We start from the raw sequence: 24,076 nt of genomic DNA, 5'->3' as shown, positions 1-24,076 counted from the left end.
GATCAGCACCACCCGTCCTCGGCCGAGCGGTTCAGCCGGCCTTCATCGCTCCCACCGTTCAGCGAGCGCCGTCACGGGGAACGGGCTCGGGGTGGAAGTCGACGTGGAGTTCAGGACGGCCGGGCACGTGCCGGAAGTCCCGCACCGGTGAGGCGAGCACGCGGTCGGTGTCGGGGCCGGGCGGAAGCGGCGTTCCCGTGCCCGGGGCGCACCACCGCCAGACGAGCGGGTCGAGCGACTCGAACCGCAGCGCCAGCGTCGTCCAAGGCCCGCGCGCCTGGTTGTCGACCAACATGCTGTCGGTGAAGTGGCGCAGCGCGAAACCCATCAGCTCGGTGGCCAGCAGGAGGCGGTCGACGGGATCCCACCCGTCGACGTCCGGGGTGAAGCGCACGGTGGCCACCCCGTCCACAGCCCAGCGCACGAAGTCGGCCACCGTGCTGAACCAGTGCAGGAACGGGCCGTGGGACCGGTGAACGGGCCTGAACCACGGGACCAGGTCCACCAATGCCAGTGGTGTGGTCCCGTCCCGCGTCACCAGCCTTCGGCCGGGGTGGGGCTCCAGCATCACCACGCCGGGCGGGGGCACGAAAAGGTCCGGGTAGACGTCGAACAACACGTCTTCGACGTGGTGCGATCGCGGCCCGGACCGGTCCTGCTCGCGAATGTCGTAACCCAGCGTCCTGACCAGTCCTTCGACGGGCTCCGTGGACTCCACCCACTGCCCCGCGCCGAACTCCGCCCTCGTCCCGCGTTCACCGAGCGGGCGCACGAGCGCTGCCTGCCGGTCCGGACGCGGCCGTCTCCTGGGTGCGGCCTCCACCATGGCCAGCACCACAACCTCGACGACGTCCCGGGAATTGGTGCGCATCGTGCTGCGAACGAGGTCGCGGCTGTACTCCACGATCCGGAACAGCTCCGGCCCTTCCCGCAGGAACTCCGTGCGGTGGTCCCACCCCGCCAGCACGAACCCGTCCGCGGCCTCAGCCAGAACAACGTCCGCCTGCCGTTCGCGCACCTGGTCGACCACCTGGGCGTCGACCATCGTGGCCAGTGCCCGCAACGGCTTCGTCCACACCGACGGCCCGGCCGAAGTGCCTTCCCCGGTCACCGCTCTCCTCCGCGCCGTGCTCAACACATCGGTGACCAACCGTACTCCGAGATCATTCGGCTGGGAGTTCTCGGAGCAGTTTGTCCGGGGTGATGGGCAGGTCGCGGACGCGTTTGCCGGTGGCGTGGTGGACGGCGTTCGCGACCGCGCCCGCCACGCCGGTGATGCTGACCTCGCCGATGCCGATCAGGCCCAGCGGCATGGTCGGATCGGGTTCGTCGAGGTAGTGCACGTCGATCGGCGGGACGTCGGCGTGCACCGGCACGTGGTACTCCGACAGGCTCGGGTTCACGATCCGCCCGGTGCGCGGGTCGACCACGGTCGCCTCCGACAGGGCCATGCCGAGGCCCATCACGATGCCGCCCTTGAGCTGGCTGGCCGCCGTCTTCGCGTTGATCACCCGGCCCACGTCGAACACGCTGGTCCACCGCGAAACCCGCACCTCGCCGGTGTCCCGGTCGACCCGCACCTCGCAGAAGTGCGCCCCGCTCGCCGCCTTCACCCAGCGCCGCCGGTCCCGGACGAACCTGGTCATGGTGCGGACCTGCCCGGCCACCGCGCCCAGCCCGGACTCGGCGCCCACCGAGGCTTCCACGTGCGGTTTCCCGGCGGCCGCAACGGTTTCAGCGGGGGAGAGACCGGGGTGCTCCTCCGCCAGGCCGTCCAGTTCCCGCCGCAGCTTCTCACACGCCTTGAGCAGGCCCGCCGCGACGCTGGCGGTCTGCATGGAGCCGCCGGCGGCCGGGCCGGTGGGCAGGTCGGTGTCCCCGTATTCGACGCGGACCGCCTCGACCGGCACGTCCAGCGCGTCCGCGGCGATCTGCGCCTGCGCGGTCGCCCCGCCCATGCCCATCTCGTGGAACCCGCAGCGCACCAGCACCGTACCGTCGGCGGACAGCCGCACCGCCACGTTGGCGGTGAACTGCACCGCCGGGTGGTAGGCCGCCGCCACACCCCAGCCGACCAGCCACCGGCCGTCCCGCATCGAACCCGGTTCCGGGGTGCGCTCCGCCCAGCCGAATTCGGCGGCCCCCCTGGTGAGGCACTCGCGGTGCAGCCGGTGCGAGAACTGCTTGCCGTCCAGCGGGTTCACCGAGGGCTCGTTCCGCAGGCGCAGCTCCACCGGGTCCATGCCCAGCCGGTGGGCCAGTTCGTCGACCGCGGCCTCCAGCGCGAAGGTGCCGATCGACTCGCCGGGGGCCCGCATGAACGTGTTGGGCACCGCGTCGAGTTCGACGTTTTCCTGCCGCAGCAGGATGTTCTCGGCGGCGTAGAGGTGCCGTGACTGCGAGGTCACCTGCTCCGGCCCGCCACCACCGCTGCCGATCTGCGTGATGCTGGTGTGGATCAACGCGGTGAACCGCCCGTCGGTGCCCGCGCCGAGCGCCACCCGCTGCCGCGACGGCGTCCGCCCGCCGACCGTGCGGTAGACGCTTTCGCGGCTGAGCAGCATGCGCACCGGCCGCCCGGTCACCCTGGCGGCCAGCACGGTCAGCACGGTGCCCGCCCACACCGAGCCCTTGCCGCCGAAGCCGCCGCCGACGAACGGGGCCAGCACCCGGATCCCGGCCGCCGGCACGCCGAACTTCAGCGCGAGGTGCCGCCGCACCCAGTCGACGCTCTGCGTGCCGTCGTGCACGGTCAGCCGGTCGCCGTCCCACAGCGCGGTGGTGGCGTGCGGCTCGATCGCGTTGTGGTTGTGCATCGGCGTGGAGAACCGCAGGTCCACCGAAACCGGTGCGGCCGCGAGCGCGGCCTCGGCGTCACCCTTCTTCGCGCCACCGGGCATGATCAGGTTGCTCGCCTGCGGTTCGGCGTTCGGCAACTCGGCTTCGAAGTCCACAGTGGACTTCATCACCGTGTACCCGGCCTTCACCAGCGTGGCGGCTTCCCTGGCGGCTTCGAGCGTGCCGGCCACGACCACCGCGATCGGCTGGCCGTTCCAGAACACCTCGTCGGTGTTGAGGTAGTTGACCCTGGTGCCGGAGGCCAGCGTGCTCAGGTTGACCGGGTTCGGCTTCGGCGGCTTCTTCATCCGCGGCGCGTTCTCGTGGGTGAGCACGGTCAGCACCCCGGGCACGGCGAGCGCGGCCGCGGTGTCGATGGCGGTGATCCGGCCGCGGGCGATCGTCGCGTGCACCATGACCGCGTGGGCCAGGCGGGGATACGGGAACTCCGCGGCGAAGCGCGCCTCGCCGGTGGTCTTCGCGGTGCCGTCGACCCGGTCGAGCGGGCGGCCGACGGCCCCGGTCCGCGGGGGATCCTGCACCTGGGTCATGCCGCGCTCCCGTTCGTGAGCAGGTGCCGCAGCGTCGCGGTGAGCGTGCGGCGGGCGAGTTCGATCTTGAAGGAGTTGTGCTCCCGGCCGGTGGCGCCGGCCAGTTCGGCTGCCGCGGCTTCGGCGAAGGACTGCTCGGTGGCCGGTGCGCCGAGCAGCACGCGCTCGGCTTCACGGGCACGCCACGGTTTTCCGGCGACCCCGCCGAGCGCCAGCCGGACCGCGGTCACCTCGTGCTCGCGGACCTCCAGCGCGGCGGCGACCGAGACCAGCGCGAACGCGTACGAGGCGCGGTCGCGGACCTTGCGGTAGCTCGACCGCGCGGCGAACGGCAGCGCGGGCAGTTCGACCGCGGTGATCAGCTCGTCGGCCGCCAGCTCGGTCTCCACCTGCGGGGTCTCGCCGGGCAGCCGGTGGAATTCGGTGAGCGGCAGGCGGCGGAGCCCGCGCAGGCTCTCCACCTCGACTTCCGCGTCGAGCGCGGCGAGCGCCACGCACAGGTCGGACGGGTGCGTGGCGATGCACGACCCGCTGGTGCCCAGGATCGCGTGGCCCCGGTTGTGCCCGCCCAGCGCGTCGCAGCCGCTGCCGGGTTCGCGCTTGTTGCACGCCGACGCCGGGTCGTAGAAGTACGGGCAGCGGGTGCGCTGCAGCAGGTTGCCGCCCACGGTGGCCATGTTGCGCAGCTGCGCGGACGCCCCGGCGAGCACGGCCTGGCTGAGCACCGGGTACCGCGAGCGGATCAGCGGGTGCGTGGCCAGCGTGCTGTTGCGCACGAGCGCCCCGATGCGCACACCCCCGCCGGGCAGTTCCGCCACCTCGGTCAGCGGCAACCGGCTGATGTCGACCACGGTGTCCGGCTGCTCGACCGCGGCCCGCATCAGGTCGACCAGGTTCGTGCCGCCGCCGAGGAACTTGGCGTTCGGCTCACCGGCGATCGCCCGCAGCGCGGTGGGCACGTCGGTGGCGCGGTGGTAGGCGAACGTCCTCATCGGGCCGCCACCTCGCGGATGGCGTCCACGATGCCGTTGTAGGCCCCGCAGCGGCACAGGTTGCCGCTCATCCGCTCGCGGATCTCGGCGTCGGTCAGCTCCTCGCCCTTCGACTCGGCGAGCAGGCCGACCGCCGAGCAGAGCTGACCGGGGGTGCAGTAACCGCACTGCAGCCCGTCGTGGCGGACGAACGCGGTCTGCAGCGGGTGGTCGAGGCCCTCGACGGTGGTGATCTCCGCGTCCTCGTACTGCACCGCCAGCGCGAGGCACGAGTTGATCCGCACCCCGTCCGCGAGCACCGTGCACGCCCCGCAGGCGCCCTGGTCGCAGCCCTTCTTCGTGCCGGTGAGCCCGAGGTGCTCGCGCAACGCGTCCAGCAGGCTGACCTGCGGCGGAAGGCTGAGCACCGTGGTGGCTCCGTTGACCCGCAAACGCAGCTCGGTCACTGGTCCTCCTGTGTCGTCCGGTGCCGCCGAGGTTAACGGAACGACGGTCTCTTAACAAGAGGACGGCGTTCTTTTAACCGGGGTCGTATGCTGAGCGCCGACATGGGACAGGGATTCGTCCGGGCCAGGCGGCCGGAGCAGAAGCGGCAGCGGCGCGAGGCCATCCTCGCCGCCGCCCGCCGCCTCGCCATGGAATCGGGCGTCCGCGAGGTCAGCCTCGGCAACGTGGCCGCCGCGGTGTGCCTGGCCAAGTCCAATGTGGTCCGCTACTTCGGCACCCGCGAGGAGATCTACCTCGAACTCGCCGCGGAGTGCTGGACCGAGTGGGGTGAGGCGCTGACCGGCAGGCTGGCCGGGGTGGGCTCGGCCGGGGAGCTGGCCACCGCGGTGGCCGAGACGCTGCAGGAGCGGCCGCTGTTCTGCGATCTGCTCGGGCACTCCGCGACCACGCTCGAGCACAACGTCTCGGTCGAGGCGGCGGCCCGGTTCAAGCACCGGGTGCACGCCGTGCTCGGCGAACTCGCCGCGGCGATCGCGGGAACCGGGCTCGGCCTGACCGAGGCGGAGGGCTACGACGTGGCGGCGGCGGGCACGATCTTCGCCGGCGCGCTGTACCCGGCGGCGAACCCGCCGTCCACGCTGCGTGAGGTGTACGCCCGGGACCCGGCGCTGGCCGCGTTGTGCCCGCCGTTCGTGCCGACGCTCGAACGCGCGCTGTGCGCCCTGATGGCCGGCCTGCCCGCGCTGCGATGATCCACGGCACGGTCGCGCCGGGGTTCGAGGACGTGCGCGAGGCGTTCGCGCTGGACCACGGCGGTGGCGCCCAGCTGGCCGTCTACTCCGGCGGGGCCGCCGTGGTCGACCTGTGGCACGGGTGGGCGGCCGATCGGATCGCGGTCACCATGTCGTGCACCAAGGCGCTGGTGGCGCTCTGCGTGCACCTGCTCGCCGAACGCGGTGAGCTGGACCTGACCGCCCCGGTTTCGCGGTACTGGCCCGGATTCCGGGCCGAGCTGCCGGTTTCGCACCTGCTGTCCCACCGGGCCGGGCTGCCCGTGTTCGACCTGGACGGGCCGGACCTGCTCGACTGGGACCGCTGCACCACGGCGCTGGCCGCGATGACCCCGGCGTGGCCGCCCGGCACGGCGTTCGCCTACCACTCGACCACCTTCGGCTACCTGGCCGGTGAAGTGGTCCGGCGGGTCACCGGGGTAAGCGTCGGCCGGTTCTTCGACCGGGAGATCGCCCGGCCGCTCGGGCTGGACCTGTGGATCGGATTGCCGCCGGCGCAGGAGCACCGCGTCGCCCCGATCGGGCCGAACCGGACCGCGCTCGCCGAACTGCTGACCACCCGTGCCGGACGGGCCGCGGAAATCCCGTCGGCCAACGGGATCGGGAACGCGCGTTCGCTGGCGAAGCTGTACTCGGCCGTCCTCAATGGACTCCTGCGGCCGGGCACTCTGGACCGCGCGTGCGCTCCTCAGACCGACGGGCTGCCGACACCGGTGGAAATGCCGCACCCGCAACGGTTTTCGCTCGGGTTCGAACTGGAGCGCAGTGCGTCACCGATGCTCGGGCCGGCCTCGTTCGGGCACGCCGGGGCCGGTGGCCGGCTGGCCTTCGCCGATCGCGAGACCGGGCTGGCCGTGGCTTACCTGTGCGCGCATTCCGGCTGGCAACCGGGCCGGGGGCCGGACGAGCGCTGGCTGCCGTGGCTGGCCGCGCTCAGGCGTCGGCGAGGCGGTCCAGCCACTCGCCGAACAGGGCGCGTTCGGCCGGGCTGAACGGCGAGTCCTCGGTCAGCGCGGCCCGCAGCGCCACCGCACGGGCGGACCGGCCCGCAGGCGGCGCGGGGGCGGACTCGCCGGTGGTGATCGTGCCGAGCACCATTTCCCTGGCCACGGTGGCGAACTCCGGATCGCGCGCGCCGGCGGGCTGGGCGATCAGCGACAGCACCACCCCGACGCCGGTCGAGTGCGTCAGCTCCGCGGCGCGTTCCACGCTCATCCGCAACCGCCCGGCCTCGGCGATCCGCGAGATGATGCCGTGCAGCAACGCGGCGGCCTCCTTCGCGGCGGGCGACGGGCCGCCGCGCCTGGCTTCGCCGTACATCAGCGCGTAGAACTCCGGGCGCGCCAAACCGAACTGGACGTGCAGGTCCCAGCCGCGGCGCAGGTCCTCGACCGGGTCGCCGGTCCGGCCGAGGTCGTGCTTGCGGCCCAGGTACTCCTCGAAGCCGTAGGACGCGACCGCGTCGAGCAGGCCGTCCTTGTCACCGAACAGCCGGTACAGCGCCGGCGCCTGGACCCCGGCCGCCGCGCTCACCGCCCTGGTGGACACCGCGTCGCGACCGCCCTCCTGGAGCAGCTCCGCGGCGGCACGGAGGATCCGGTCACGGGTGGGTACCACCTGGTCGACGCGCACGTTTCCAACGATAACAAATTTTCGGTAGCGCGCTGGCGGCCACAGCGGCGTCCACCGGCCCGCGCGGCTCGGCCCGGGGGGTGCCGATTGAGGACACCGGACCGGCGCGGCGGCGGGCAGCCGGTACGCCGAGCCGATGGTGGCCACCCCGGGCAGCGGGCACTGATCGTCGCTTGTGGACGGTTCGCGAGCGGAAGTGCCGGGCGGGCACGGCAAGTTGTGTCCGGAATGTCGTTTTCCTCGGGGACGTGCCGATTTGGCGGCTACCACTGGCCGGTAGGCCGAACGGCGGCATCGATGCAGGTGAGGCGCGTCGGTGGTGACAGTGCGTGGAAAATTTTCCCGATCATTCGTCCGTTGTGCCATCATTAGGCCGTTCGCGGTTAGAGGGAACCGGCGAATGGGGGACACAGAGCTACCGGCCCGGGAAATCGGGCCGAACTGGGTCGCCCGGTTGGTGTAACGAAGATCGTAGGGGAGGAGATCGTCATGACCACGACCGAGACCGCTCCGGTGCAGGAAACGCCGGTCGAGAAGCCGGAGGACCGGTACGAGGGGCACACGCACGAGGCGACCACGGACTGCGCGGGCGGCTGCCCGCAGTCGCCGCCGCCCGCGCCGTGAGCTGAGTCCTTCGCACCGGTCAACCGGTGATCTTCAGCCCGCCCGCCGCCATCCGGCTGGGCGGGCTGACTTTTTGGCTACGTTCTGTGTTGTCATAGAAGGGTGCCGGTAATCGAGCAGCGCCCGATCGACGTGATCCGCAGGGCACGGGAGCTCCACCAGAGCGGGGTGGACGCCTCGTGCGCCCAGCGCCAGCACGAAGCCACCCGGCTGCTGCGCCGCGGGATCCGGCTGCTGGACTCGATCCACCCGGTCCCGCCCGGGCAGCAGGACGACTGGCTGCGCACCCGGATCCGGCTGCTGACCACGCTGGCCTTCGCCGAGGCGGAGACCAGCGGTCTCGACGACGGACTGGCCAGGCTCGCCGACGTGCGCCTGGTGATCGCCCGGTTCGCCGATCCGGCGGTGCGCGCCGAGCTGACCGCGCCGGTCAACCACAACCGCGGCCTGCTGCTGATGGGCGGTGGCCGCAACGAAGAGAGCATCGAGTGCTTCGACGAGGCGCTGGCGTACCGCGAAGAACGCCTCGCCGCCGCGGCGGATCCGGTGCCGGTGGTCGAATCCCTGCTGAACACCTTGGCCACCCGCGGGCTGGCCTGCATCCGGCTCGGCCGGGTGAAGCGTGCGCGGGAGGACCTGACCCGCGGCATCAAGCTGGCCGAGAAGTACGAGCTGCGGGTATCGGCGGCCGAAATCCGCCGTCACCTCGGCACGCTGGAACGGCGCACCGGCAACGTGCCCGCCGCGCTCCGCTGCTACGAAGAAAGCGAACGGGCTTATCGAGCACTCGACGTGGAAGTGCCACCGCTGCTCCGGCACGAGCAGGCGCAAGCGCTGCTCACCGCCGGGTTGTCCGACGAGGCGGCCAGGCACCTCGACGAGGTGCTGCCACGACTGCGCCAGGAACAGGGCAACACCAGGGAACTGGCTCAAGCCGAACTGTTCCGCGCGGAAGCGGCGCTGATGTCCGGTGACCTCGACCTGGCCCGCGGGCTGGCGGAATCGGCGTGGCGGCGGATGCGCCGGTGGGGCTGCCAGACCTGCGTCGCCAACGCGGTCATCATCGGCCTGCGCGCGGACACCGCGGACGCCCTGCGCACCGGGGAGATCCCGGCCGCCCTGCCCGCCCGCGCGCTGCGGCACGCCCGGTCGATGACCGTGCCGAGGCTGGCCGGGCAGGCCGCGGTGGCCACCATGCTCACCGTGCGCCTGGAGGTCCGGCGGGGCAATCTCGAGCGCGCCGAAGCACTGCTGGCCGAGGTGCCGCGGCCGGGGCAGCTCACCCCGATCGACCACCGGATGCTGCGCCGGCTGTGCCGGGCCGAACTCGCCGTCGCCGGGGGCGACCGGCGTGCGGCGCTGGGGGAGATCCGCGCCGGGCTGGCCGAACTGGACCGCGTCCGCAACCGGATGGGCGGGCTGGAACTGGTTTCCGGGACCGCGCTGCACGGTCGTGAACTCGGTGAGCTGGCGGTGCGCCTGGTGCTCGGCGGCGAGCACCCGCGACGGCTGTTCGACTGGCTCGAGCGCACGCGGGCGCAGACCTACCGGTACGAACCGCTCGCCAAGGCCGAGGACCCCGAACTGGCCGACTGCCTCGCCGAGATCCGCGGCCTGACCCAGTCCATCCACCAGGCGCTGCACGACGGGCACCCGACCGCCGCGGCCAAGGCGCGCCGCGCGGAACTGCTGCGCGAGGCGCACCGGATGGGGTGGCACACCGGTCGTTGGGGCAGGCCCCGGCCGGTGGCCAAAATGGACGAAGTGGCCACGCGGCTCGGCGACCGGGCGCTGATCAGCTTCGCGGCCTCGGCCGACGAACTGGTCGCGGTGGTCGTGGTCGGCGGCAGCGCGCGGATCGTCCGCCTCGGCTCGGCGCGGCAGGCGGCGGAAAGCGCGCGCATGCTCAACGTCGACCTGAACGCGGTGGCCCCCGACCACACCCCGGCGCCGCTGGTCGAGGTGATCATGACCTCGGCGCGGCGGCAGGCCGAACTCCTCGACGCGCAGCTGGTGCGCCCGCTGCTGGCGCTGACCGGCGACCGCGACCTGGTGATCGTGCCGACCGGCGGGCTGTACGCGGTGCCGTGGGGCGTGCTGCCGAGCCTGCACTACCGGCCGACCGTGGTGGCACCGTCGGCCACCGCGTGGCTGTCCGCCGAACTGGCCGAAGCCGACCGCGTGCGCAAGGTGGTGCTGGTGCGCGGCCCCGGCCTGCCCGCCGCCCGCGCCGAGATCGACAAGCTGGCCACGCACTACCGCACGTCGAAGCAGTTGTCCGGCCCGGGAGCCACGGCCACCGCGGTGCTGCCGGCGGTGGACGGCGCGAAACTGGCGCACATCGCCGCACACGGGGCGCACGAGCCGGACAACGCGTTGTTCTCCCGGCTGGAACTGGCCGACGGCGCGATGTTCGCGCACGAGATGGCCGGGCTGCGGCGCCCACCCCGGCAGGTGGTGCTGGCCGCGTGCGAGCTGGCGCTCAACCGCATCCGGCCCGGTGACGAAGCGCTCGGCTTCGCCAGCGCGCTGCTGGCCAGCGGTTCCCAGACGGTGATCGCGCCGCTGAGCAAGGTCGGTGACCAGGCTTCGGCGGCGGCGATGGACGACTACCACCGGGCGCTGGCCGGTGGCGCCGGCCCGGCGGTCGCCCTGGCCGACGCGGTGGCGGTGGACCCGATGCGCCGCCCGTTCGTCTGCCTCGGGACGGGCTGACTTGACCTGAACCGGGGTTGAAGTTGCCGGATTGACGGCATGTCGTTCACCGAAGCGGAAATCGCCTTGCTCAACGCACCATCGAGGTGCGCGGGGTGAACCTGGCGAAGAGCCGGAAGTTCCGCAACATCGCGGCGAACGGCCGGGTCGCCTTCGTCGTCGACGACCGGCCGTCCACCGGCCCGCCGCGGGTGCGCTGCCTGGCGATCCGGGGCCGCGCCGAAGCGATCACCGGCTTCGAGCCGGACGGGCACCTCGACGGCGCGGTCATCCGCATCCACCCCGAGCGGATCATCAGCTTCGGCATCGACCAGCCGGACACCGACCCGCACGAACCGATCGCGAACAACCGCGACGCCGGGTGATCAGGCGCGCCGGAGGCCGCGGCCCAGTGCCAGGCCGAAGGCGATCATGGTCACCGCCAGGCCCAGGTGCAGCCAGTTGTCCGCGCTGTTGACCGGCACGAAGTTGGCGCTGGAACCGTGGTCGATGACTAGGCCGTAGAGCCACAGCACCAGGTAGATCACCCCGCCGCCGAGCAGGAAGGCGCGGGCCCCCGCCGGGGTGCGCGCCATGATCAGCCCGGCCACGCCGAACAGCACGTGCACGAGGTTGTGCAGCACGGACACGGCGAACACGCCGAGCAGCAGCGCGGACGACTCGTGCCCGGCGAAGGTGAGCGTGTCGAAACCGGTGGTCACGCCCGGCACGAAGCCGAGGAGGCCGACCAGCAGGAACACCACGCCGTAGACCATCGAGACCAGCTGGACCGGGGTGCGCCGGACGGCCACGCCGCCGGAATCCGAGTGCTGGTGGGGGCGGGACATGGGGTTCTCCTCCCGTGGAATTTTCGCCGACGCCCACGGCATTCCCCCTTCCGCGCGGTTCACACGCGTTGGTGACGCCCGGCTGGGTATCCAGCGGGGCATGACGAGCCTGAAGTCCGAAGTCAGCTTGGAAGTACCGGTCAGCGCGCCCGCGGTGTACGCGGTGCTCGCCGATGGCTGGTCCTACTCCTCCTGGGTGGTGGGCAACGCGCACATCCGGGACGTCGATCCCGGCTGGCCCGAGCCGGGCAGCCGCATCCACCACTCCGTCGGGGCGTGGCCGGTGCACATCAACGACACCACCGTGGTGCGGGAAAGCGTGCCCGATCGGCTGATCGACCTCGAAGCTCGGCTCTGGCTGCTCGGCACCGCCAGGGTGCGCCTCCGGCTCGAACCGCTGTCGGCCTCGTCGACGCGGGTGATCATGGAGGAGGGCGCGCTGTCCGGGCCGGGCCGGTTGCTGCCGGGCCCGGTGCAGGCCCTGCTGCTCCGCCTCCGGAACGCCGAAGCGCTGTCCAGGCTGAGCGATCTCGCGGTGGGCCGGGCGAAAGCGCATTAAGCCTGCCGGCTGGGCCGGCCGAGGCGCAGGTCACCGAGCCGGGAGCGCGGCGGCGCCAGCGGCGGGCTGTCGTTCCCGGCTCGGCCCGCCCAGCCGTCGAGCAGTTCGCACAGGGTTTCGGCGGCGCTGTGCCGCGGTTCCCACGCCAGCACCTCCTCGGCCCGGGAGGTGTCGGCGAGCGGGGCCCGATCGGCCAGTTCGAGCCACCCGGGGTGCAGCGGCTGGAGCCCGCCGCGCCAGGACAGCTTCGCGGCCACTTCGAGCACCCGGCGCGGCACCGGCACCCGCGGTCCGCCGATCAGCGTGGCCAGCCGGGCGCTGGCGAGCACGTCGGGCGCGGCGAGGTTGAACGCGCCCTCGGCGTCGCGCCGCAGGACGCGCCGGATGGCGTCGGCGACGTCGTCCGCGTGCACCAGTTGCAGCCGCAGGTCACGCCACAGCGGCAGCGGCACCCGGCCGAGCAACCCCAGCGGCAGCAGCGGGCTGAACAGCCAGCGGTCGAACTCCCCGGCCGCCTCGCGCTGCACCACGCCGCACGGGCGCAGGCGCGTGAGCCGGACCCCGGGATTCGCCGCGGCGAACTCGTCGAGCTGCCGTTCGAGGACGACCTTGCTCTGGCTGTAGGCGCTGGCGGCGATCCCGCCGATCGGCCAGTCCTCCGTCACCCGGGTCCAGCGCGGTGCCGGGCGGTAGGCGGCGATCGAGGACGCGACCACCAGCCGGGGCACCCCGGTCGCGGCGACCGCGTCGAGCACCGCCTTGGTGCCGCTCTCGTTCGTCCTGGCCATCGGCGGGTCACCGGCGGCGGGGGAGATCGCCCACGCCAGGTGCACCACCGCGTCGGCGCCGCTGAACACCTCCCGCAGCGTCGCCTGCGACGCGGTCCCCAGATCGGCCGCCACCCACTGCACCGGCGGGTTCGCCGGCGGGCGGCGCGCGAGGCCGATCACTTCGTCGCCGTCGAGCACCCGCAGCAGCGCCGTCCCGATGTTGCCGCTCGCTCCCGTCACCACGATGCGCATCCGCCCGGATTGCCGGTCGGCGGTGCCCGGAAACACGATTGGCGGATGAGCGCACCGGGTAGGTCTCCGGGCATGACGGCGGACGCGGTGGTGATCGGTGCGGGCCCGAACGGCCTGGTCGCGGCGAACTTGCTGGCCGACGCCGGCTGGGAGGTGCTGGTGCTGGAGGCCGCCGCCCAGCCGGGTGGCGCGGTCCGCACCGCCGAGCTGATCGAGCCGGGCTTCCGGCACGACCTGTTCAGCGCCTTCTACCCGCTCGGCGCGGCCTCGCCGGTGCTCGCGTCGCTGGAGCTGGACATCCGCTGGCGGCACGCGCCCGAGGTGCTGGCCCACGTGCTGCCCGACGACCGCACGGTGCTGCTCTCGCGGGATGCCCACCGCACCGCGGCCTCGGTCGCCGAGTTCGCCGAAGCCGACGGCGAAGCCTGGCTGAGCGAGTACGAGAACTTCCGCGGCATCCGCGACCACCTGCTCGACGCCCTGTTCACCCCGTTCCCGCCGGTGCGCTCCGGGCTGAAGCTGGCCCGCCACATGGGCCTGGCCGACCTGCTGCGGTTCGGCAGGCTGGCCACCATGCCGGTGCGGACCTACGGCACCCGCCGGTTCGCCGGCGAAGGCGGTCAGCTGCTGCTGGCGGGCAACGCGCTGCACACCGATCTCGGCCCCGGCCAGGCGGGCAGCGCCATCTTCGGCTGGCTGCTCGGCATGCTGGGCCAGGACAAGGGCTTCCCGGTGCCGGAGGGCGGCGCGGGCAGCCTGAGCACCGCGCTCCTCCGCCGGCTGGAGGCGCGCGGGGGCCGGGTCCTCTGCGATCGGCCGGTCACCAAGGTGCTCACCGCCGGTGGGGCGGCCCGGGGGGTGGTCGACGCCACCGGCGAGACCACCCGCGCGCGGCGGGCGGTGCTGGCGACCGTGCCGGCGCCGGTGCTCTACCGCGACCTGCTCGACCCCGGTGACCTGCCGCCGCGCCTGCGCGCGGACCTGGACAACTTCGTCTGGGACGACGCCACGGTCAAGGTGGACTGGGCGTTGTCGAAGCCGATCCCGTGGACCGCCGAGGACGTCCGCGGGGCGGGCACCGTGCACCTCGGCGCCGACATGACCGGCCTGGCCGACTACAGCGGCGACCTGGCCGCCGGGCGGGTGCCGGAGCACCCGTTCCTGCTGCTCGGCCAGATGACCACCACCGATCCGACGCGCTCACCCGCGGGCACCGAGACGGCCTGGGCGTACACCCACGTGCCGCGTGGCCGCCGGTGGACCGCGGACGAGCTGCGCCGCTTCGCGGACCGGGTGGAGTCGGTGGTGGAGCGGCACGCCCCGGGCTTCCGCTCGGCGATCCGCGGCCGGTACACCCAGGGGCCGGACGAACTGCAGCGCGAGAACCCGAGCCTGGTGGAGGGCTCGACGAACGCCGGTACGGCCGCGGTGCACCAGCAGTTGTTCCTGCGCCCGGTGCCGGGGCTGGGGCGAGCGGACACGCCGGTGGACCGGCTCTACCTGGCGGGTGCGTCGGCGCATCCGGGTGGGGCGGTGCACGGTGGTCCGGGGGCGAACGCGGCGCGGGCGGCGTTGGCGAGGAACCACGGTGTCGGCGGGAGTGCCTATCGGGGGCTCATCGGTGGTTTGCACCGCTTGCTGTACCGCTGATCAAGGCTTGTCCGCGCTGCCCGCGACACCGCTGAACTGGCGTCGCGGGCGGTCCGAGGAGGGCCAGACGTAGGGCAGGTCGTCCGGTACACCGGGGAACAGCGGACCGTAGTGCTCGGGGTCCTTGCGCACCAGCGCGGACTGGTGGCTGCGGTGGAACTCCGGCTCCCCCAGCCACGGCGGCAGTTCGTGCGCGGCTTCGAGTTCGGCTTGCGTGCGCACCCGGGGCACCCCCGCCTCGGTGACCAGTTTCACCGCGCAGGTGTCGGCGCCCCCGGTGGCGGACCAGGCCGCGCACACGTCGAGGCCGTACCGCACCAGCGCCTCCTCGTACCCCGCCCACATGGCCACGGCGGGGTGGTGGCGCCAGCCGTAGTTCGGCACGGTCAGCGCCCGCAGCACCTGCAGCGTCTCCACGCGCTGCTTGCCCAGCCGTTTGCGGTCCAGGACGAGCGCGGATCCGGCGAACCCCGGCACCGGCAGGAACGTCTGCATGCGCCCGGGTCAGAGGCTCAGCCAGCCGGTCGCCAGCGCGACCAGCAGGGCGGCGACCAGCAGCGTGAGGATGCCCACGCACACCAGCGCGACCACCGGCACCGCCTTCGACGGCATCGGCTGCGGGTGGGACAGGCCGGAGACCTGCCCGGATTCGGGCGGGGTCCCGCCCTGCGGCACCGCGCCGCGGTCGTCGAGGTCGGCGGTGGCGTCCGGTTCGGGATCGGGCGGTTTGGTGCTCATCTGGCCCGGCTACCCGTCCCCGGACCCGCCTAACCGTGTGCTAGCGGTGGGGCGTGAACCCTTTTCGCCGGTGCTGCGGACAACCGGCATGAGCTCAGAAGACGACGTGGTCGTGATCGAGCGCTCGTGGGCCGAACCGGCCCGCTTCGCCGAGATCTACGACCGCCACGCCGCGCACATCCTGCGGTACCTGGCCCGCCGCATCGGTGCCCAGGCCGCCGAGGACGCGCTCAACGAGACGTTCCTGGCCGCCTTCGGCAGGCGGCACCGGTACGACCGCGAACGCCCCGACGCGCGGCCGTGGCTCTACGGCATCGCCACCAGGGTGGTCGGGCAGCACCGCCGTGACGAGGTGCGCGAGTACCGGCTGCGGGCCTCGCTCGTCCCGGCCGAACCGGTGGACGGGCCCGCCGACCGCGTCGCCGCCAAGGTCACCGCCCAGGCGAGGTCGGCGGCCGTGGCCACCGCGCTGACCGGCCTGTCCGACGGCGACCGGGACGTGCTGCTGCTCATCGCGTGGGAGGGGCTGACCTACGAGGAGGTCGGCGTGGCCCTGGCCATCCCGGTCGGCACCGTCCGCTCACGACTCAACCGCGCCCGCCGCAAGGTCCGGGGCGCACTCGAACCGGAACTCCGCACCTTCGAGGGGATCAGCAACCATGGATGAGCTGCAGTCGGTCCGTGACTTCGCCGGACCGGCCACACTCGCTTCAGCCGGAGAACTGGCGCCGGGCCGCGACCGCCTGACCGCCGCCTTCGAGACCCGCCCCCGCCGCCCCCGCCGCCTGGTGTGGGCCGGGGCGACCGCCGTCGGCCTGGCCGCCGCCACCACCGGCGTGCTCGCGCTCGCCCCCGGTGAGGTCGTCGCCCCGCCCGCCGCCCACGCCGACCCGGTGCTCGTGCTGCGGGAAGCCGCCGCGGCGATGCGGAGCGAACCGGCGGCGGACCCCCGGCCGGACCAGTTCGCCTACACCCGGACCCAGCGCCCGGACGGGGTCCGCGAGGTGTGGCTGTCCATCGACGGCACCCACGACGGCTCGATCCGGAACCCCGGCGGCCCGGCCTGGCCGTCTCCCGGGTGCCGGAACGGCGAGCGCGCCGTGGTGAAGGGCGCCGAGGTCCTGCCCGGCCGCACCGAGGACTGCGTGCCGGACCCGGCGTTCCGCCCCGACCTGCCGGAAACGGCGGAAGCCGCGCTCGAGTGGCTCCGCCGCAACGCCGGGGACGCGAAGGACAACACGAACGCGCTCGCCAAGGACGCGGTGTACCTGCTGGGGGAGGTCTACACCCGGCCGGCCGCCCGCGCGGCGCTGCTCGAAGCGATCTCCGGTGTTCCGGGGCTGAAAGCGGTGCCCGGCGCCGAGGACGCCGCCGGCCGGTCCGGCATCGGCATCACCTGGGCCGGGGCGGCCACCACCTTCGTCTTCGACGAGAAGACGCACGTGCTGCTCGGCAGCAACGGGGAAGCGGTGCTCGATCGGGGCATCGTCGACCGGGTGGGGCAGCTGCCGGAGTAGGGCAGAATGCCGGGGGTGGGGCAAGGTGAGTCCGTGGTTTCCCGGGTGGTGCGGATCGTCGAGACCTTCGGGTCGGAGACGCCCGCGCTGCGGGTGTCCGACGTCGCCCGCCGCGCCGGACTGCACGTGGCCACCGCCTCCCGGCTGATCGAGGAGCTGAGCAGGCACGGCTGGCTCGAACGCGACGAGGACCGGCGGGTCCGCATCGGCGTCCGGCTGTGGGAGCTGGCGTCGCGGGCTTCGCCGACGCTCGGGCTGCGTGAGGCCGCGATGCCGTTCATGGAGGACCTGCACGCCGTGGTCGGCCACCACACCCAGCTCGGCGTGCGGCAGGGGCACGAGGTGCTGTTCGTGGAACGGCTTTCGGCGCCGGGCGCGGTCATCAACATCACCAGGGTGGCCGGGCGGCTGCCGCTGCACGTGTCCTCCTCCGGGCTGGTGCTGCTCGCCCACGCACCCGCCGAGGTCCAGGAGGAGGTGCTGGCCGGGCCGTTGCGGCCCCGGACCGGGAACACCCCGGTCACGGTCACCGATCCGGTGCGGCTGCGGCGGTTGCTGGCGGCGGTCCGGCGGGACGGGTACGTGCTGTGCCCCGGGTTCATCGACGCGGAGACCGCGGGCATCGCGGTGCCGCTGCGGGGGCCGGGTGAGCAGGTGGTGGCGGCCCTGTCGGTGATCGTGCCGAACGACCGCAACGCCAGGATGCAGGTCCCGGCGTTGCGGGCGGCGGCACGCGGGGTGTCCCGGTCTCTCGCTGGATGAGAATGCCGTAGTCGGCGGCGGGCGCGTCCGCCCATTCTTCGCCCATGGCGATGCGAACCCGGGTAGCGATCATCGGAGCCGGTCCGGCCGGGCTGCTGCTGTCCCACCTGCTGCACCTGGAAGGCATCGACTCGGTGCTCGTCGAGCGGCAGAGCGCGGAGTACGTGGCGGCCCGCATCCGGGCGGGCATCCTGGAGGCGTCCACGGTCGACCTGCTCAAGCAGGCCGGTGTCGGCGAGCGGCTGGCCGCCGAGTCGATGGAGCACCGCGGCATCTACCTCCAGTGGCCGGGGGAGCGCCACCACCTCGACTTCGTGCGGCTGGCCGGGCGCTCGGTGTCGGTGTACGGGCAGACCGAGGTCACCAAGGACCTGATGCAGGCCAGGGAGAAGGCCGGTGGTCAGGCTTTCTACCAGGCTTCGGACGTCGCGCTGCACGACGTGACCGACCGGCCGTGTGTGACCTTCGTGGACGGTGAGGGACGGCCGCAGCGGCTGGAGGCGGAGGTGATCGCCGGGTGCGACGGGTTCCACGGCCCCAGCCGCGGCGCCATCCCGGCGGCGCGGACCTGGCACCGCGAATACCCGTTCGCCTGGCTCGGGGTGCTGGCGGAGGTCGCGCCGTCCACCGACGAACTGATCTACGCCTGGCACCCCGACGGGTTCGCCATGCACAGCATGCGTTCTCCGCGGGTGAGCCGGTTCTACCTCCAGGTGCGGCCGGACGAGGACATCGACCAGTGGAGCGACGACCGGATCTGGACCGCGCTGACCACCCGGCTGGCGGCCGGCCAGCGGGACTGGCGGCTGGGAACCGGGCCGATCACCGAGAAGAGCGTGCTGCCGATGCGCAGCTTCGTCACCACGCCGATGCGGCACGGCAAGCTCTTCCTGGCCGGGGACGCCGCCCACATCGTGCCGCCGACCGGCGCGAAGGGCCTCAACCTCGCGGTCGCCGACGTGGCGTTGCTGGCGCGGGCGCTGACCGCGTGGCTGTCCGGCGGCTCGGCGGAGCCGGCCGAGTCCTATTCGGACACCGCGCTGCGGCGGGTCTGGCGCTGCACGCACTTCTCCTGGTGGATGACCACCATGCTGCACCGCCACGGCGACGACTTCGACGCGCAACTGCAGTTGTCGCAACTGCGGCGCACGGTGACCGCCGAACCGGCGGCCACCGAACTCGCCGAGAACTACGCCGGACTGCCGATCGGCTACCGGTAGGCGGGCGCTTCCGAGACCACCGGCCAGCGTTCCGCCCAGCGGGCGCCGAGCGCGTCGAACTCGGCGTCCGGGAGGTCGTAGGTGTTCAGGATGGCCATGGCGGTGCCGCGGCCGCTGCCGACGACGAGCAGGCCGTCGCCCCATTCGTCGACGGTCAGCCCGACCTGGTTGGCTGACCGGAACCAGACCTGGCCGTGCAGCGACTGGCCCGCGATTTCGGCTTCGTACGGGCCTTCCTGCGGGAGTGCCGGGAGCAGTCGTGCCGCGTTCCCCTTGCCGCTGAAGAAGTGCGTGCGGCGGGGGGTGGCCTTTTCGCGGGTGAGCACGAACCGGAGCTGCTGGAGGAAGGAGATCCAGCCTTCGGTGATGTCGTCGTAGTAGGCGTCCCACTCGGCGTTCCCGCTCAGCGGCGCCCGCGTCAGCCGGATCCGGGCGCCGTCGCCGTCCGCGGTGACGCTGAACCGGTCACCGCCGTTCGCGGTCAGGACGTGGTTTTCGGCGTCTTCGACCACGTCGCCGAAGAAGATCTCGTCCACTTCGCGGTCCAGGTCGTCCGCCTGCCAGCCGTGCCACTGGAGCACGGCTTCCTTGTCGCGCAGGGCGCGCCAGGCGGTTTCGACGGTGACCGGGAGGTGGATTTCCAGGCCGGGCTGTTCGTTCACGAGGTTTTTCCTTCCACTGGCTGGGGGTGTCCGCCCACGACGATCCGGTACGGCCGCCCGGTGGTGCTCTCGTACCGCGCGGCCAGCTGGGCGATGGCTTCGGTCAGCTCGTCGGTGAACTCCCGCGCCGCGGCGGGGCGGGCGAAGCGCACCTCGGCTTCGATGGTGAAGGTCAGCAGCTTCTTGCCGCTCCCGGCGGCCTTTTCCCGCATCCGCGCGACGTCGCGGACGGTGGCGGCGGCCACCTCGACCAGGTGCTCGGCGGCGTACTGGTCGTGCTCGGGCGCCGCAGCGGGTTCTCCGAGCACCGCGGGATCGACCACCAGCGCCCCCGGCTTCACCCGCAGGATCCGCTCGACCGCACCCCGGCGCTGCCGCAGTTCGGCCACCTCGACCAGCCCGGCCGCTTCGAGCGCACGCAGGTGGTAGTTCACGCGCTGGCGCGGCAGGCCGAGCCGCGCCGCCAGCTGGGTGGCCGACGCGGGTTCGCGCAGCAGCGCGAGCAGTTGGCGCCGCAGCGGGGACAACGCGGTGAGCACCCGGTCGGGATCGTCCAGGTAGTTGATGACCATGCCGCCCATGGTTCATTGGACAGTTTCATTTGTCAATAAGACCGGTAGGCTGGTGCTGGACGTGCGCACGCGGACGCAGGGGGGTTCCGATGGAGTTCAACGTCGACCGGATCATCGCGGGGTGCGCGATCGGGACCGGGCTGGCGAGCCTGGCCGCCGGGTTCGTGGTGCCGGAAGAGGCGCTGGCCGCGCAGTTCGGCGTCGGCACCTGGGTGCTGTTCTGGGGTGCCGGTTTCCTGTTGCTGCTCGGGGCGGTGTTCGCGGTCGTCCGCGACTGAGCCCGCTACGGCAAGCGGCCGACGCCGGCGTAGGGCAGCAGGTTGATCGAGGGGTCTTCGGACACGTCCCCGACGCCCTGCGGATTCCACATGGCGCAGCCGACCAGGCCGGGCTCGACCATCTCGAAGCCGTCGAAGAAGCGCATGACCTGGTCGTGCGTGCGCGGGAACGGCTGGTTGCGCGTGCTCTGGTACGCCTCGATCGCCTCGTCCAGCCCGGCCGAGCCGGCATCGGCCGCGACGTGGGACACCGCCAGGTAGCTACCGGGCGCCAGCCGGTCGCGGTAACGCGCCACCAGTCCGGCCGGATCCCACGAATCCGGCACGAAGTGCAGCAGCAGCAACATGAACAGGCCCACCGGCTGGTCGAAATCGAGCAGGGCGGTGGTTTTCGGCGAGGTCAGGATCTGCTCGAAGTCCCGCAGATCCGCCTGCAGCGCCGTGCAGCGGTCGTTGCCTTCGAGCAGCAACTGGCTGTGCGCCACCGCGACCGGCTCCCGGTCGACGTAGACCACGCGGCAACCGGGGTCGAGCTGCTGGACGATCTCGTGCAGGTTGCCCGCGGTGGGAATGCCGGAACCGATGTCGAGGAACTGCCGCACGCCGGACTCGACCATGAAGGTGGCCGCCCGCCGCAGGAACGCGCGGTTGAGCCGGGCCGCGTCCCGCACGCCGGGCATGATCTGCAAGATCTGCTCGCCGAGTTCGCGGTCGGCGGGGAAGTGGTGGTCCCCGTCCAGCCAGTAGTCGTACACGCGGGCCGGGTTCGGCACGGTGACGTCGACCTCGGGGGGCACCCAGCTCAGTTCCGGAATCACCGCGACTCCCGTCGGTTGCGCGAAAACCCGTTCGGCGCGGCAGTGTAGCCCGGCGCCGCGGCCCGGCGCCGGGGAGCAACGCGCTCCGCCATTCGTGTGCGCACCGTTCTCGGCCGGTGTGCACCCGGCCTACTGTGTCCGCCGTGCCACGACCCCCGGAGACCGCGCCCGGCCGCTGGCCACTGCTCGGCCACACCGTGCCGCTGCTGCGCGACCCGCTCGCGTTGTTCTCCGCCGTGCGCGAGCACGGCGAAGTGGTGCGGCTCTTCCTCGGCCCGCTGCCGGTCTACCTGGTCACCACGCCGGAACTGGCGTGGCAGCTGCTCGTCACCGACGCCGCCAAGTTCGACAAGGGCATCGTCTTCGACAAGATGCGCCCGCTGTTCGGCGACGGGCTCGCCACCTCCAACGGTGACCAGAACCGGCGCCAGCGCCGACTGGTGCAGCCCGCCTTTTCGCGCGAGCGCATCGCCGGTTACGCCGAACAGACCATCACCGGACTGGCTGCCGGACTGGCCGATTCCTGGCTGCCGGGCGAAACCATCGCCTTCGACGAGCAGGTGCAGGACCTCGCGCTGACCGTCTCCGGCCGCACGCTGTTCTCCGCCGAACTCGGTGACGACGTGCTCGCCGAGATCCAGCGGTCGATCCCGATCATGCTCAGGTATGTGCTGCTCCGCGCGTTTTCCCCGAAACTGGTGGAAAGGCTGCCGATCCCGGCGAACCGGCGGTTCGACGCCGCGGCGGCGCGCCTGCGCCGGGTGATCACCGAAGCCGTGGTGACCGCGCGGTCCTCCGGTGACTACCACGGTGACCTGCTTTCGATGCTGCTGCTCGCCCGTGACGAGGAGACCGGCGAAGGCATGAGCGACCAGCAGGTGCGCGACGAGGTGATCACCATCCTCACCACCGGCGCGGAAACCACCGCGGTGGCGCTGGCCTGGTTCTTCCACGAACTCGGGCAGCACCCGGCGGTGGAACGCCGGTTCCACGAGGAGGTCGACCGGGTGCTCGGCGGGCGGCCGGTGCGCTTCGAAGACCTGCCCGCGCTCGAATACACCCAGCGCATCATCAACGAGGTCCTGCGCCGGACACCACCGCTGATCCTGATGCGCCGGGCCCGTGAGCACACCGAACTCGGCGGCGTGCGCATCCCGGCCGGTGCCGAGGTGGCGGTCAGCCAGCACACCCTGCACCAGGATCCGCGTTGTTTCCCCGATCCCGGCCGGTTCGACCCCGGCCGCTGGACGCCGGAACTGCTTTCTTCGCTGCCGCGGGGCGCGTACCTCCCGTTCGGCGCCGGTGCCCGGCTGTGCCCGGGGCACCTGCTCGCCCCGGCCGAGATCGCCATCGCCGCGGTGACCATCGGCGCGCGCTGGCGGCTGGTGCCGGTACCGGGGAAACCGGTGCACGCCAAGATCAAGGCGACCATGCAGCCCAACCGCCTGCCGATGCGCGTGACCCCCCGGCGTCGCACCACCGGGTGAGCGATCGACTACCGGGTGTACCCTCTGTAGCTCCTCAGTCACCTGTCGGACCTGCCGGAGGTAAGCCCCCGTGAGAACGCCGACCAAACTGACCGCCGCCCTGCTCGCCTCCGGTGCCCTGCTCGGCAGCACGATCGCCGCCGCCCCGGCCTCGGCCGGGCCCGCGGTCGAGTGCTCGGACACCGCTCTCCCGGTCACCGGCCCGGACGGCCCGACCAGGGTGCACGGCCGGTTCTGCCTGCCCGCGGGCACCACCCCGGACGCGGTCCAGCTGCTGGTGCACGGCGGCACCTACAACAGCGCGTACTGGGACCTCCCGTACCAGCCGGAACGGTATTCCTACCAGCGCGACATGGCCGCACACGGTTACGCCACCTTCGCCATGGACCAGCTGGGTGCCGGGCGCAGCGGCAAGCCCGCCAGCCCGCGGCTGCTGCTGCCCGCCGCGGCGAAGGCGGTGCACGACGTGGTCGGGCACCTGCGCGCCGGGCGCGTCGGCGGCCTGGCCTTCGGCAAGGTGGTGCTGGTCGGGCATTCGGTGGGGTCCGGGGTGGTGGCGGCGGAAGCGGCCACCTACCGCGACGTGGACGGTGTGGTCCTCAGCGGCACGACCCACCTGCCCGCGGTGCCGGTGCTCGCGCTCGGGGTGTTGTTCGGCCTGCAACCGGCTTTTGCGGAACCGCGGTTCCTCAGCAGTGACCTGCTGTATTTCACCACCCGGCCCGGTTCGCGCTCGTGGCTTTTCTACCATTCGGAAAACGCGGATCCCGGGGTCATCGCGGCCGACGAAGCGACGAAGGATCAGGTTTCCGTGCCCGGCATGGGAACCGTGGCCGTCTTCGGCATCGTGTTGCCGATCACAAAAGGCATCGATGTGCCCGTCTTTCAACCGGTCGGGCAAAAGGACGTGCTTTTCTGTGGTGTGCTCGCGCTCCGGGACTGTTCCACCGCGGAAGGGCTCCGGGCCCAGGAAGCGCCGTACTACGGCCCGGCGGCGGACCTGTCCACCCACGTGCTGCCGGACGCGGGCCATTCGCTGGCCCTGCACCGCAATGCCGCGGCGTACCGGGAAGCCACCCGTGCGTGGCTGACCGGCAAACTGGGCCTGGCGCCGGAGGGTTACCACCCGATTGGCTGACCCTTCGCCGCGGAACCGGGGTGAAGAATCCGGAAGGATCAATTCGGTTCCACGGCAGTGCCCGATCGCCGAGACCACGGAGACCCGCAGCAGTGACCGTCCCGAATCCGCACGAAGACGCGTCTTCGACGCCCGGTGGGCCGCCATCGGCTCGCCGGCGCGCGACACTGGCGCGTAAATGGGCGTATCTGATCGGCGCGACGGCGTATCTGCCGTACACCCACAAAGAACTCGAA

26 protein-coding genes are annotated in these 24,076 nt (G+C 72.5%); 14 read left to right on the top strand and 12 right to left on the bottom strand.

Annotation, left to right across the window (positions count from 1 at the left end; genetic code table 11):
• Nucleotides 1-58: 58 nt before the first annotated feature.
• The 4 genes from AC07EG_RS30480 to AC07EG_RS30465 are packed head-to-tail and all read right to left on the bottom strand — an operon-like array spanning nucleotide 59 to nucleotide 4,827.
• Nucleotides 59-1,111 carry a hypothetical protein gene (locus AC07EG_RS30480; RefSeq protein WP_478256665.1) on the bottom strand — a complete coding sequence of 351 codons (1,053 nt, stop codon included), beginning with the start codon at nucleotides 1,109-1,111 and terminating at the stop codon, nucleotides 59-61.
• A 52-nt stretch (nucleotides 1,112-1,163) separates the two neighbouring features.
• Nucleotides 1,164-3,389 (bottom strand): xanthine dehydrogenase family protein molybdopterin-binding subunit, encoded by a 2,226-nt coding sequence (locus tag AC07EG_RS30475; RefSeq protein ID WP_478256664.1) that lies wholly within the window; start codon nucleotides 3,387-3,389, stop codon nucleotides 1,164-1,166.
• A complete protein-coding gene (locus tag AC07EG_RS30470) occupies nucleotides 3,386-4,381 on the bottom strand; it encodes an FAD binding domain-containing protein (RefSeq protein WP_478256663.1) in 996 nt (331 codons plus the stop codon). The genes AC07EG_RS30475 and AC07EG_RS30470 overlap by 4 nt, the downstream gene beginning before the upstream one ends.
• The gene (locus tag AC07EG_RS30465; RefSeq protein ID WP_478256662.1) at nucleotides 4,378-4,827 is read right to left on the bottom strand and encodes a (2Fe-2S)-binding protein; all 450 of its coding nucleotides are present in this window, start codon (nucleotides 4,825-4,827) and stop codon (nucleotides 4,378-4,380) included. Before AC07EG_RS30465 ends, AC07EG_RS30470 begins: the two co-directional genes overlap by 4 nt.
• 102 nt (nucleotides 4,828-4,929) lie before the next feature.
• On the opposite strand from AC07EG_RS30465, the gene AC07EG_RS30460 reads away from it, so the two are divergent.
• Both AC07EG_RS30460 and AC07EG_RS30455 read left to right on the top strand, forming a co-directional pair.
• Nucleotides 4,930-5,580 carry a TetR/AcrR family transcriptional regulator gene (locus AC07EG_RS30460; RefSeq protein ID WP_478256661.1) on the top strand — a complete coding sequence of 217 codons (651 nt, stop codon included), beginning with the start codon at nucleotides 4,930-4,932 and terminating at the stop codon, nucleotides 5,578-5,580.
• Nucleotides 5,577-6,611: a serine hydrolase domain-containing protein gene (locus tag AC07EG_RS30455; RefSeq protein WP_478256660.1), complete on the top strand. Its 1,035-nt coding sequence runs from the start codon at nucleotides 5,577-5,579 to the stop codon at nucleotides 6,609-6,611. The genes AC07EG_RS30460 and AC07EG_RS30455 overlap by 4 nt, the downstream gene beginning before the upstream one ends.
• Here AC07EG_RS30455 and AC07EG_RS30450 read toward each other — a convergent pair.
• Complete coding sequence (locus AC07EG_RS30450) at nucleotides 6,553-7,251, bottom strand: TetR/AcrR family transcriptional regulator (protein ID WP_478256659.1); 699 nt, start codon at nucleotides 7,249-7,251, stop codon at nucleotides 6,553-6,555. The two genes, AC07EG_RS30455 and AC07EG_RS30450, sit on opposite strands and share 59 nt — an antisense overlap.
• A gap of 489 nt (nucleotides 7,252-7,740) precedes the next feature.
• On the opposite strand from AC07EG_RS30450, the gene AC07EG_RS30445 reads away from it, so the two are divergent.
• From AC07EG_RS30445 to AC07EG_RS30435, 3 genes are all read left to right on the top strand, one after another.
• The gene (locus AC07EG_RS30445; protein ID WP_478256658.1) at nucleotides 7,741-7,875 is read left to right on the top strand and encodes a hypothetical protein; all 135 of its coding nucleotides are present in this window, start codon (nucleotides 7,741-7,743) and stop codon (nucleotides 7,873-7,875) included.
• A gap of 102 nt (nucleotides 7,876-7,977) precedes the next feature.
• Nucleotides 7,978-10,590, top strand: a complete 2,613-nt coding sequence (locus tag AC07EG_RS30440) for a CHAT domain-containing protein (protein ID WP_478256657.1) — start codon at nucleotides 7,978-7,980, stop codon at nucleotides 10,588-10,590.
• A 95-nt stretch (nucleotides 10,591-10,685) separates the two neighbouring features.
• Nucleotides 10,686-10,955, top strand: a complete 270-nt coding sequence (locus AC07EG_RS30435; protein WP_478256656.1) for a PNPOx family protein — start codon at nucleotides 10,686-10,688, stop codon at nucleotides 10,953-10,955.
• On the opposite strand, the gene AC07EG_RS30430 is transcribed toward AC07EG_RS30435, so the two are convergent.
• A complete protein-coding gene (locus AC07EG_RS30430) occupies nucleotides 10,956-11,417 on the bottom strand; it encodes a DUF4383 domain-containing protein (RefSeq protein WP_478256655.1) in 462 nt (153 codons plus the stop codon).
• Nucleotides 11,418-11,517: 100 nt separating this feature from the next.
• On the opposite strand from AC07EG_RS30430, the gene AC07EG_RS30425 reads away from it, so the two are divergent.
• Nucleotides 11,518-11,976 carry an SRPBCC family protein gene (locus AC07EG_RS30425; RefSeq protein WP_478256654.1) on the top strand — a complete coding sequence of 153 codons (459 nt, stop codon included), beginning with the start codon at nucleotides 11,518-11,520 and terminating at the stop codon, nucleotides 11,974-11,976.
• On the opposite strand, the gene AC07EG_RS30420 is transcribed toward AC07EG_RS30425, so the two are convergent.
• Entirely contained in the window at nucleotides 11,973-12,998 is a 1,026-nt protein-coding gene (locus AC07EG_RS30420) for an NAD-dependent epimerase/dehydratase family protein (RefSeq protein ID WP_478256653.1), read from the bottom strand. The two genes, AC07EG_RS30425 and AC07EG_RS30420, sit on opposite strands and share 4 nt — an antisense overlap.
• A 45-nt stretch (nucleotides 12,999-13,043) precedes the next feature.
• Between AC07EG_RS30420 and AC07EG_RS30415 the strand changes: the two genes are divergently transcribed.
• Nucleotides 13,044-14,648: a phytoene desaturase family protein gene (locus AC07EG_RS30415; RefSeq protein ID WP_478256652.1), complete on the top strand. Its 1,605-nt coding sequence runs from the start codon at nucleotides 13,044-13,046 to the stop codon at nucleotides 14,646-14,648.
• Here the strand turns inward: AC07EG_RS30415 and AC07EG_RS30410 are convergent, their stop codons facing one another.
• Nucleotides 14,649-15,143 (bottom strand): MSMEG_6728 family protein, encoded by a 495-nt coding sequence (locus AC07EG_RS30410; RefSeq protein ID WP_478256651.1) that lies wholly within the window; start codon nucleotides 15,141-15,143, stop codon nucleotides 14,649-14,651.
• 9 nt (nucleotides 15,144-15,152) lie between these two features.
• Complete coding sequence (locus tag AC07EG_RS30405) at nucleotides 15,153-15,386, bottom strand: DUF6480 family protein (RefSeq protein WP_478256650.1); 234 nt, start codon at nucleotides 15,384-15,386, stop codon at nucleotides 15,153-15,155.
• Nucleotides 15,387-15,474: 88 nt separating this feature from the next.
• On the opposite strand from AC07EG_RS30405, the gene AC07EG_RS30400 reads away from it, so the two are divergent.
• From AC07EG_RS30400 to AC07EG_RS30385, 4 genes are read left to right on the top strand one after another with little or no spacing between them, the layout of a single operon-like run.
• Complete coding sequence (locus AC07EG_RS30400) at nucleotides 15,475-16,053, top strand: RNA polymerase sigma factor (RefSeq protein WP_478256649.1); 579 nt, start codon at nucleotides 15,475-15,477, stop codon at nucleotides 16,051-16,053.
• Nucleotides 16,046-16,903 carry a CU044_5270 family protein gene (locus AC07EG_RS30395; RefSeq protein ID WP_478256648.1) on the top strand — a complete coding sequence of 286 codons (858 nt, stop codon included), beginning with the start codon at nucleotides 16,046-16,048 and terminating at the stop codon, nucleotides 16,901-16,903. Before AC07EG_RS30400 ends, AC07EG_RS30395 begins: the two co-directional genes overlap by 8 nt.
• Before the next feature lie 6 nt (nucleotides 16,904-16,909).
• Nucleotides 16,910-17,665, top strand: coding sequence for an IclR family transcriptional regulator (locus AC07EG_RS30390; protein ID WP_478256647.1), 756 nt, complete (start codon nucleotides 16,910-16,912; stop codon nucleotides 17,663-17,665).
• Between the two features lie 50 nt (nucleotides 17,666-17,715).
• A complete protein-coding gene (locus AC07EG_RS30385) occupies nucleotides 17,716-18,885 on the top strand; it encodes a 4-hydroxybenzoate 3-monooxygenase (RefSeq protein ID WP_478256701.1) in 1,170 nt (389 codons plus the stop codon).
• Here the strand turns inward: AC07EG_RS30385 and AC07EG_RS30380 are convergent.
• Entirely contained in the window at nucleotides 18,876-19,547 is a 672-nt protein-coding gene (locus tag AC07EG_RS30380; RefSeq protein WP_478256646.1) for an SRPBCC family protein, read from the bottom strand. The genes AC07EG_RS30385 and AC07EG_RS30380 overlap by 10 nt on opposite strands.
• Nucleotides 19,544-20,119 (bottom strand): helix-turn-helix domain-containing protein, encoded by a 576-nt coding sequence (locus AC07EG_RS30375; RefSeq protein ID WP_478256645.1) that lies wholly within the window; start codon nucleotides 20,117-20,119, stop codon nucleotides 19,544-19,546. Before AC07EG_RS30375 ends, AC07EG_RS30380 begins: the two co-directional genes overlap by 4 nt.
• 89 nt (nucleotides 20,120-20,208) lie before the next feature.
• Here AC07EG_RS30375 and AC07EG_RS30370 point away from each other — a divergent pair, with 89 nt between their 5' ends.
• Nucleotides 20,209-20,397, top strand: a complete 189-nt coding sequence (locus tag AC07EG_RS30370; protein WP_478256644.1) for a hypothetical protein — start codon at nucleotides 20,209-20,211, stop codon at nucleotides 20,395-20,397.
• 5 nt (nucleotides 20,398-20,402) lie between these two features.
• On the opposite strand, the gene AC07EG_RS30365 is transcribed toward AC07EG_RS30370, so the two are convergent.
• Nucleotides 20,403-21,215 (bottom strand): SAM-dependent methyltransferase, encoded by an 813-nt coding sequence (locus tag AC07EG_RS30365; protein WP_478256643.1) that lies wholly within the window; start codon nucleotides 21,213-21,215, stop codon nucleotides 20,403-20,405.
• Nucleotides 21,216-21,358: 143 nt separating this feature from the next.
• Here AC07EG_RS30365 and AC07EG_RS30360 point away from each other — a divergent pair, with 143 nt between their 5' ends.
• Complete coding sequence (locus AC07EG_RS30360) at nucleotides 21,359-22,702, top strand: cytochrome P450 (RefSeq protein WP_478256642.1); 1,344 nt, start codon at nucleotides 21,359-21,361, stop codon at nucleotides 22,700-22,702.
• A 70-nt stretch (nucleotides 22,703-22,772) separates the two neighbouring features.
• On the top strand, nucleotides 22,773-23,840 hold the full coding sequence (locus AC07EG_RS30355) for an alpha/beta hydrolase (RefSeq protein WP_478256641.1): 1,068 nt from the start codon (nucleotides 22,773-22,775) through the stop codon (nucleotides 23,838-23,840).
• Nucleotides 23,841-24,076: the final 236 nt, after the last annotated feature.

It is taken from the genome of Amycolatopsis sp. NPDC045836 (genome assembly GCF_056431745.1).
Note: the sequence above shows the minus strand (reverse complement) of the source record. Positions and strands in the feature narration are given on the sequence as shown.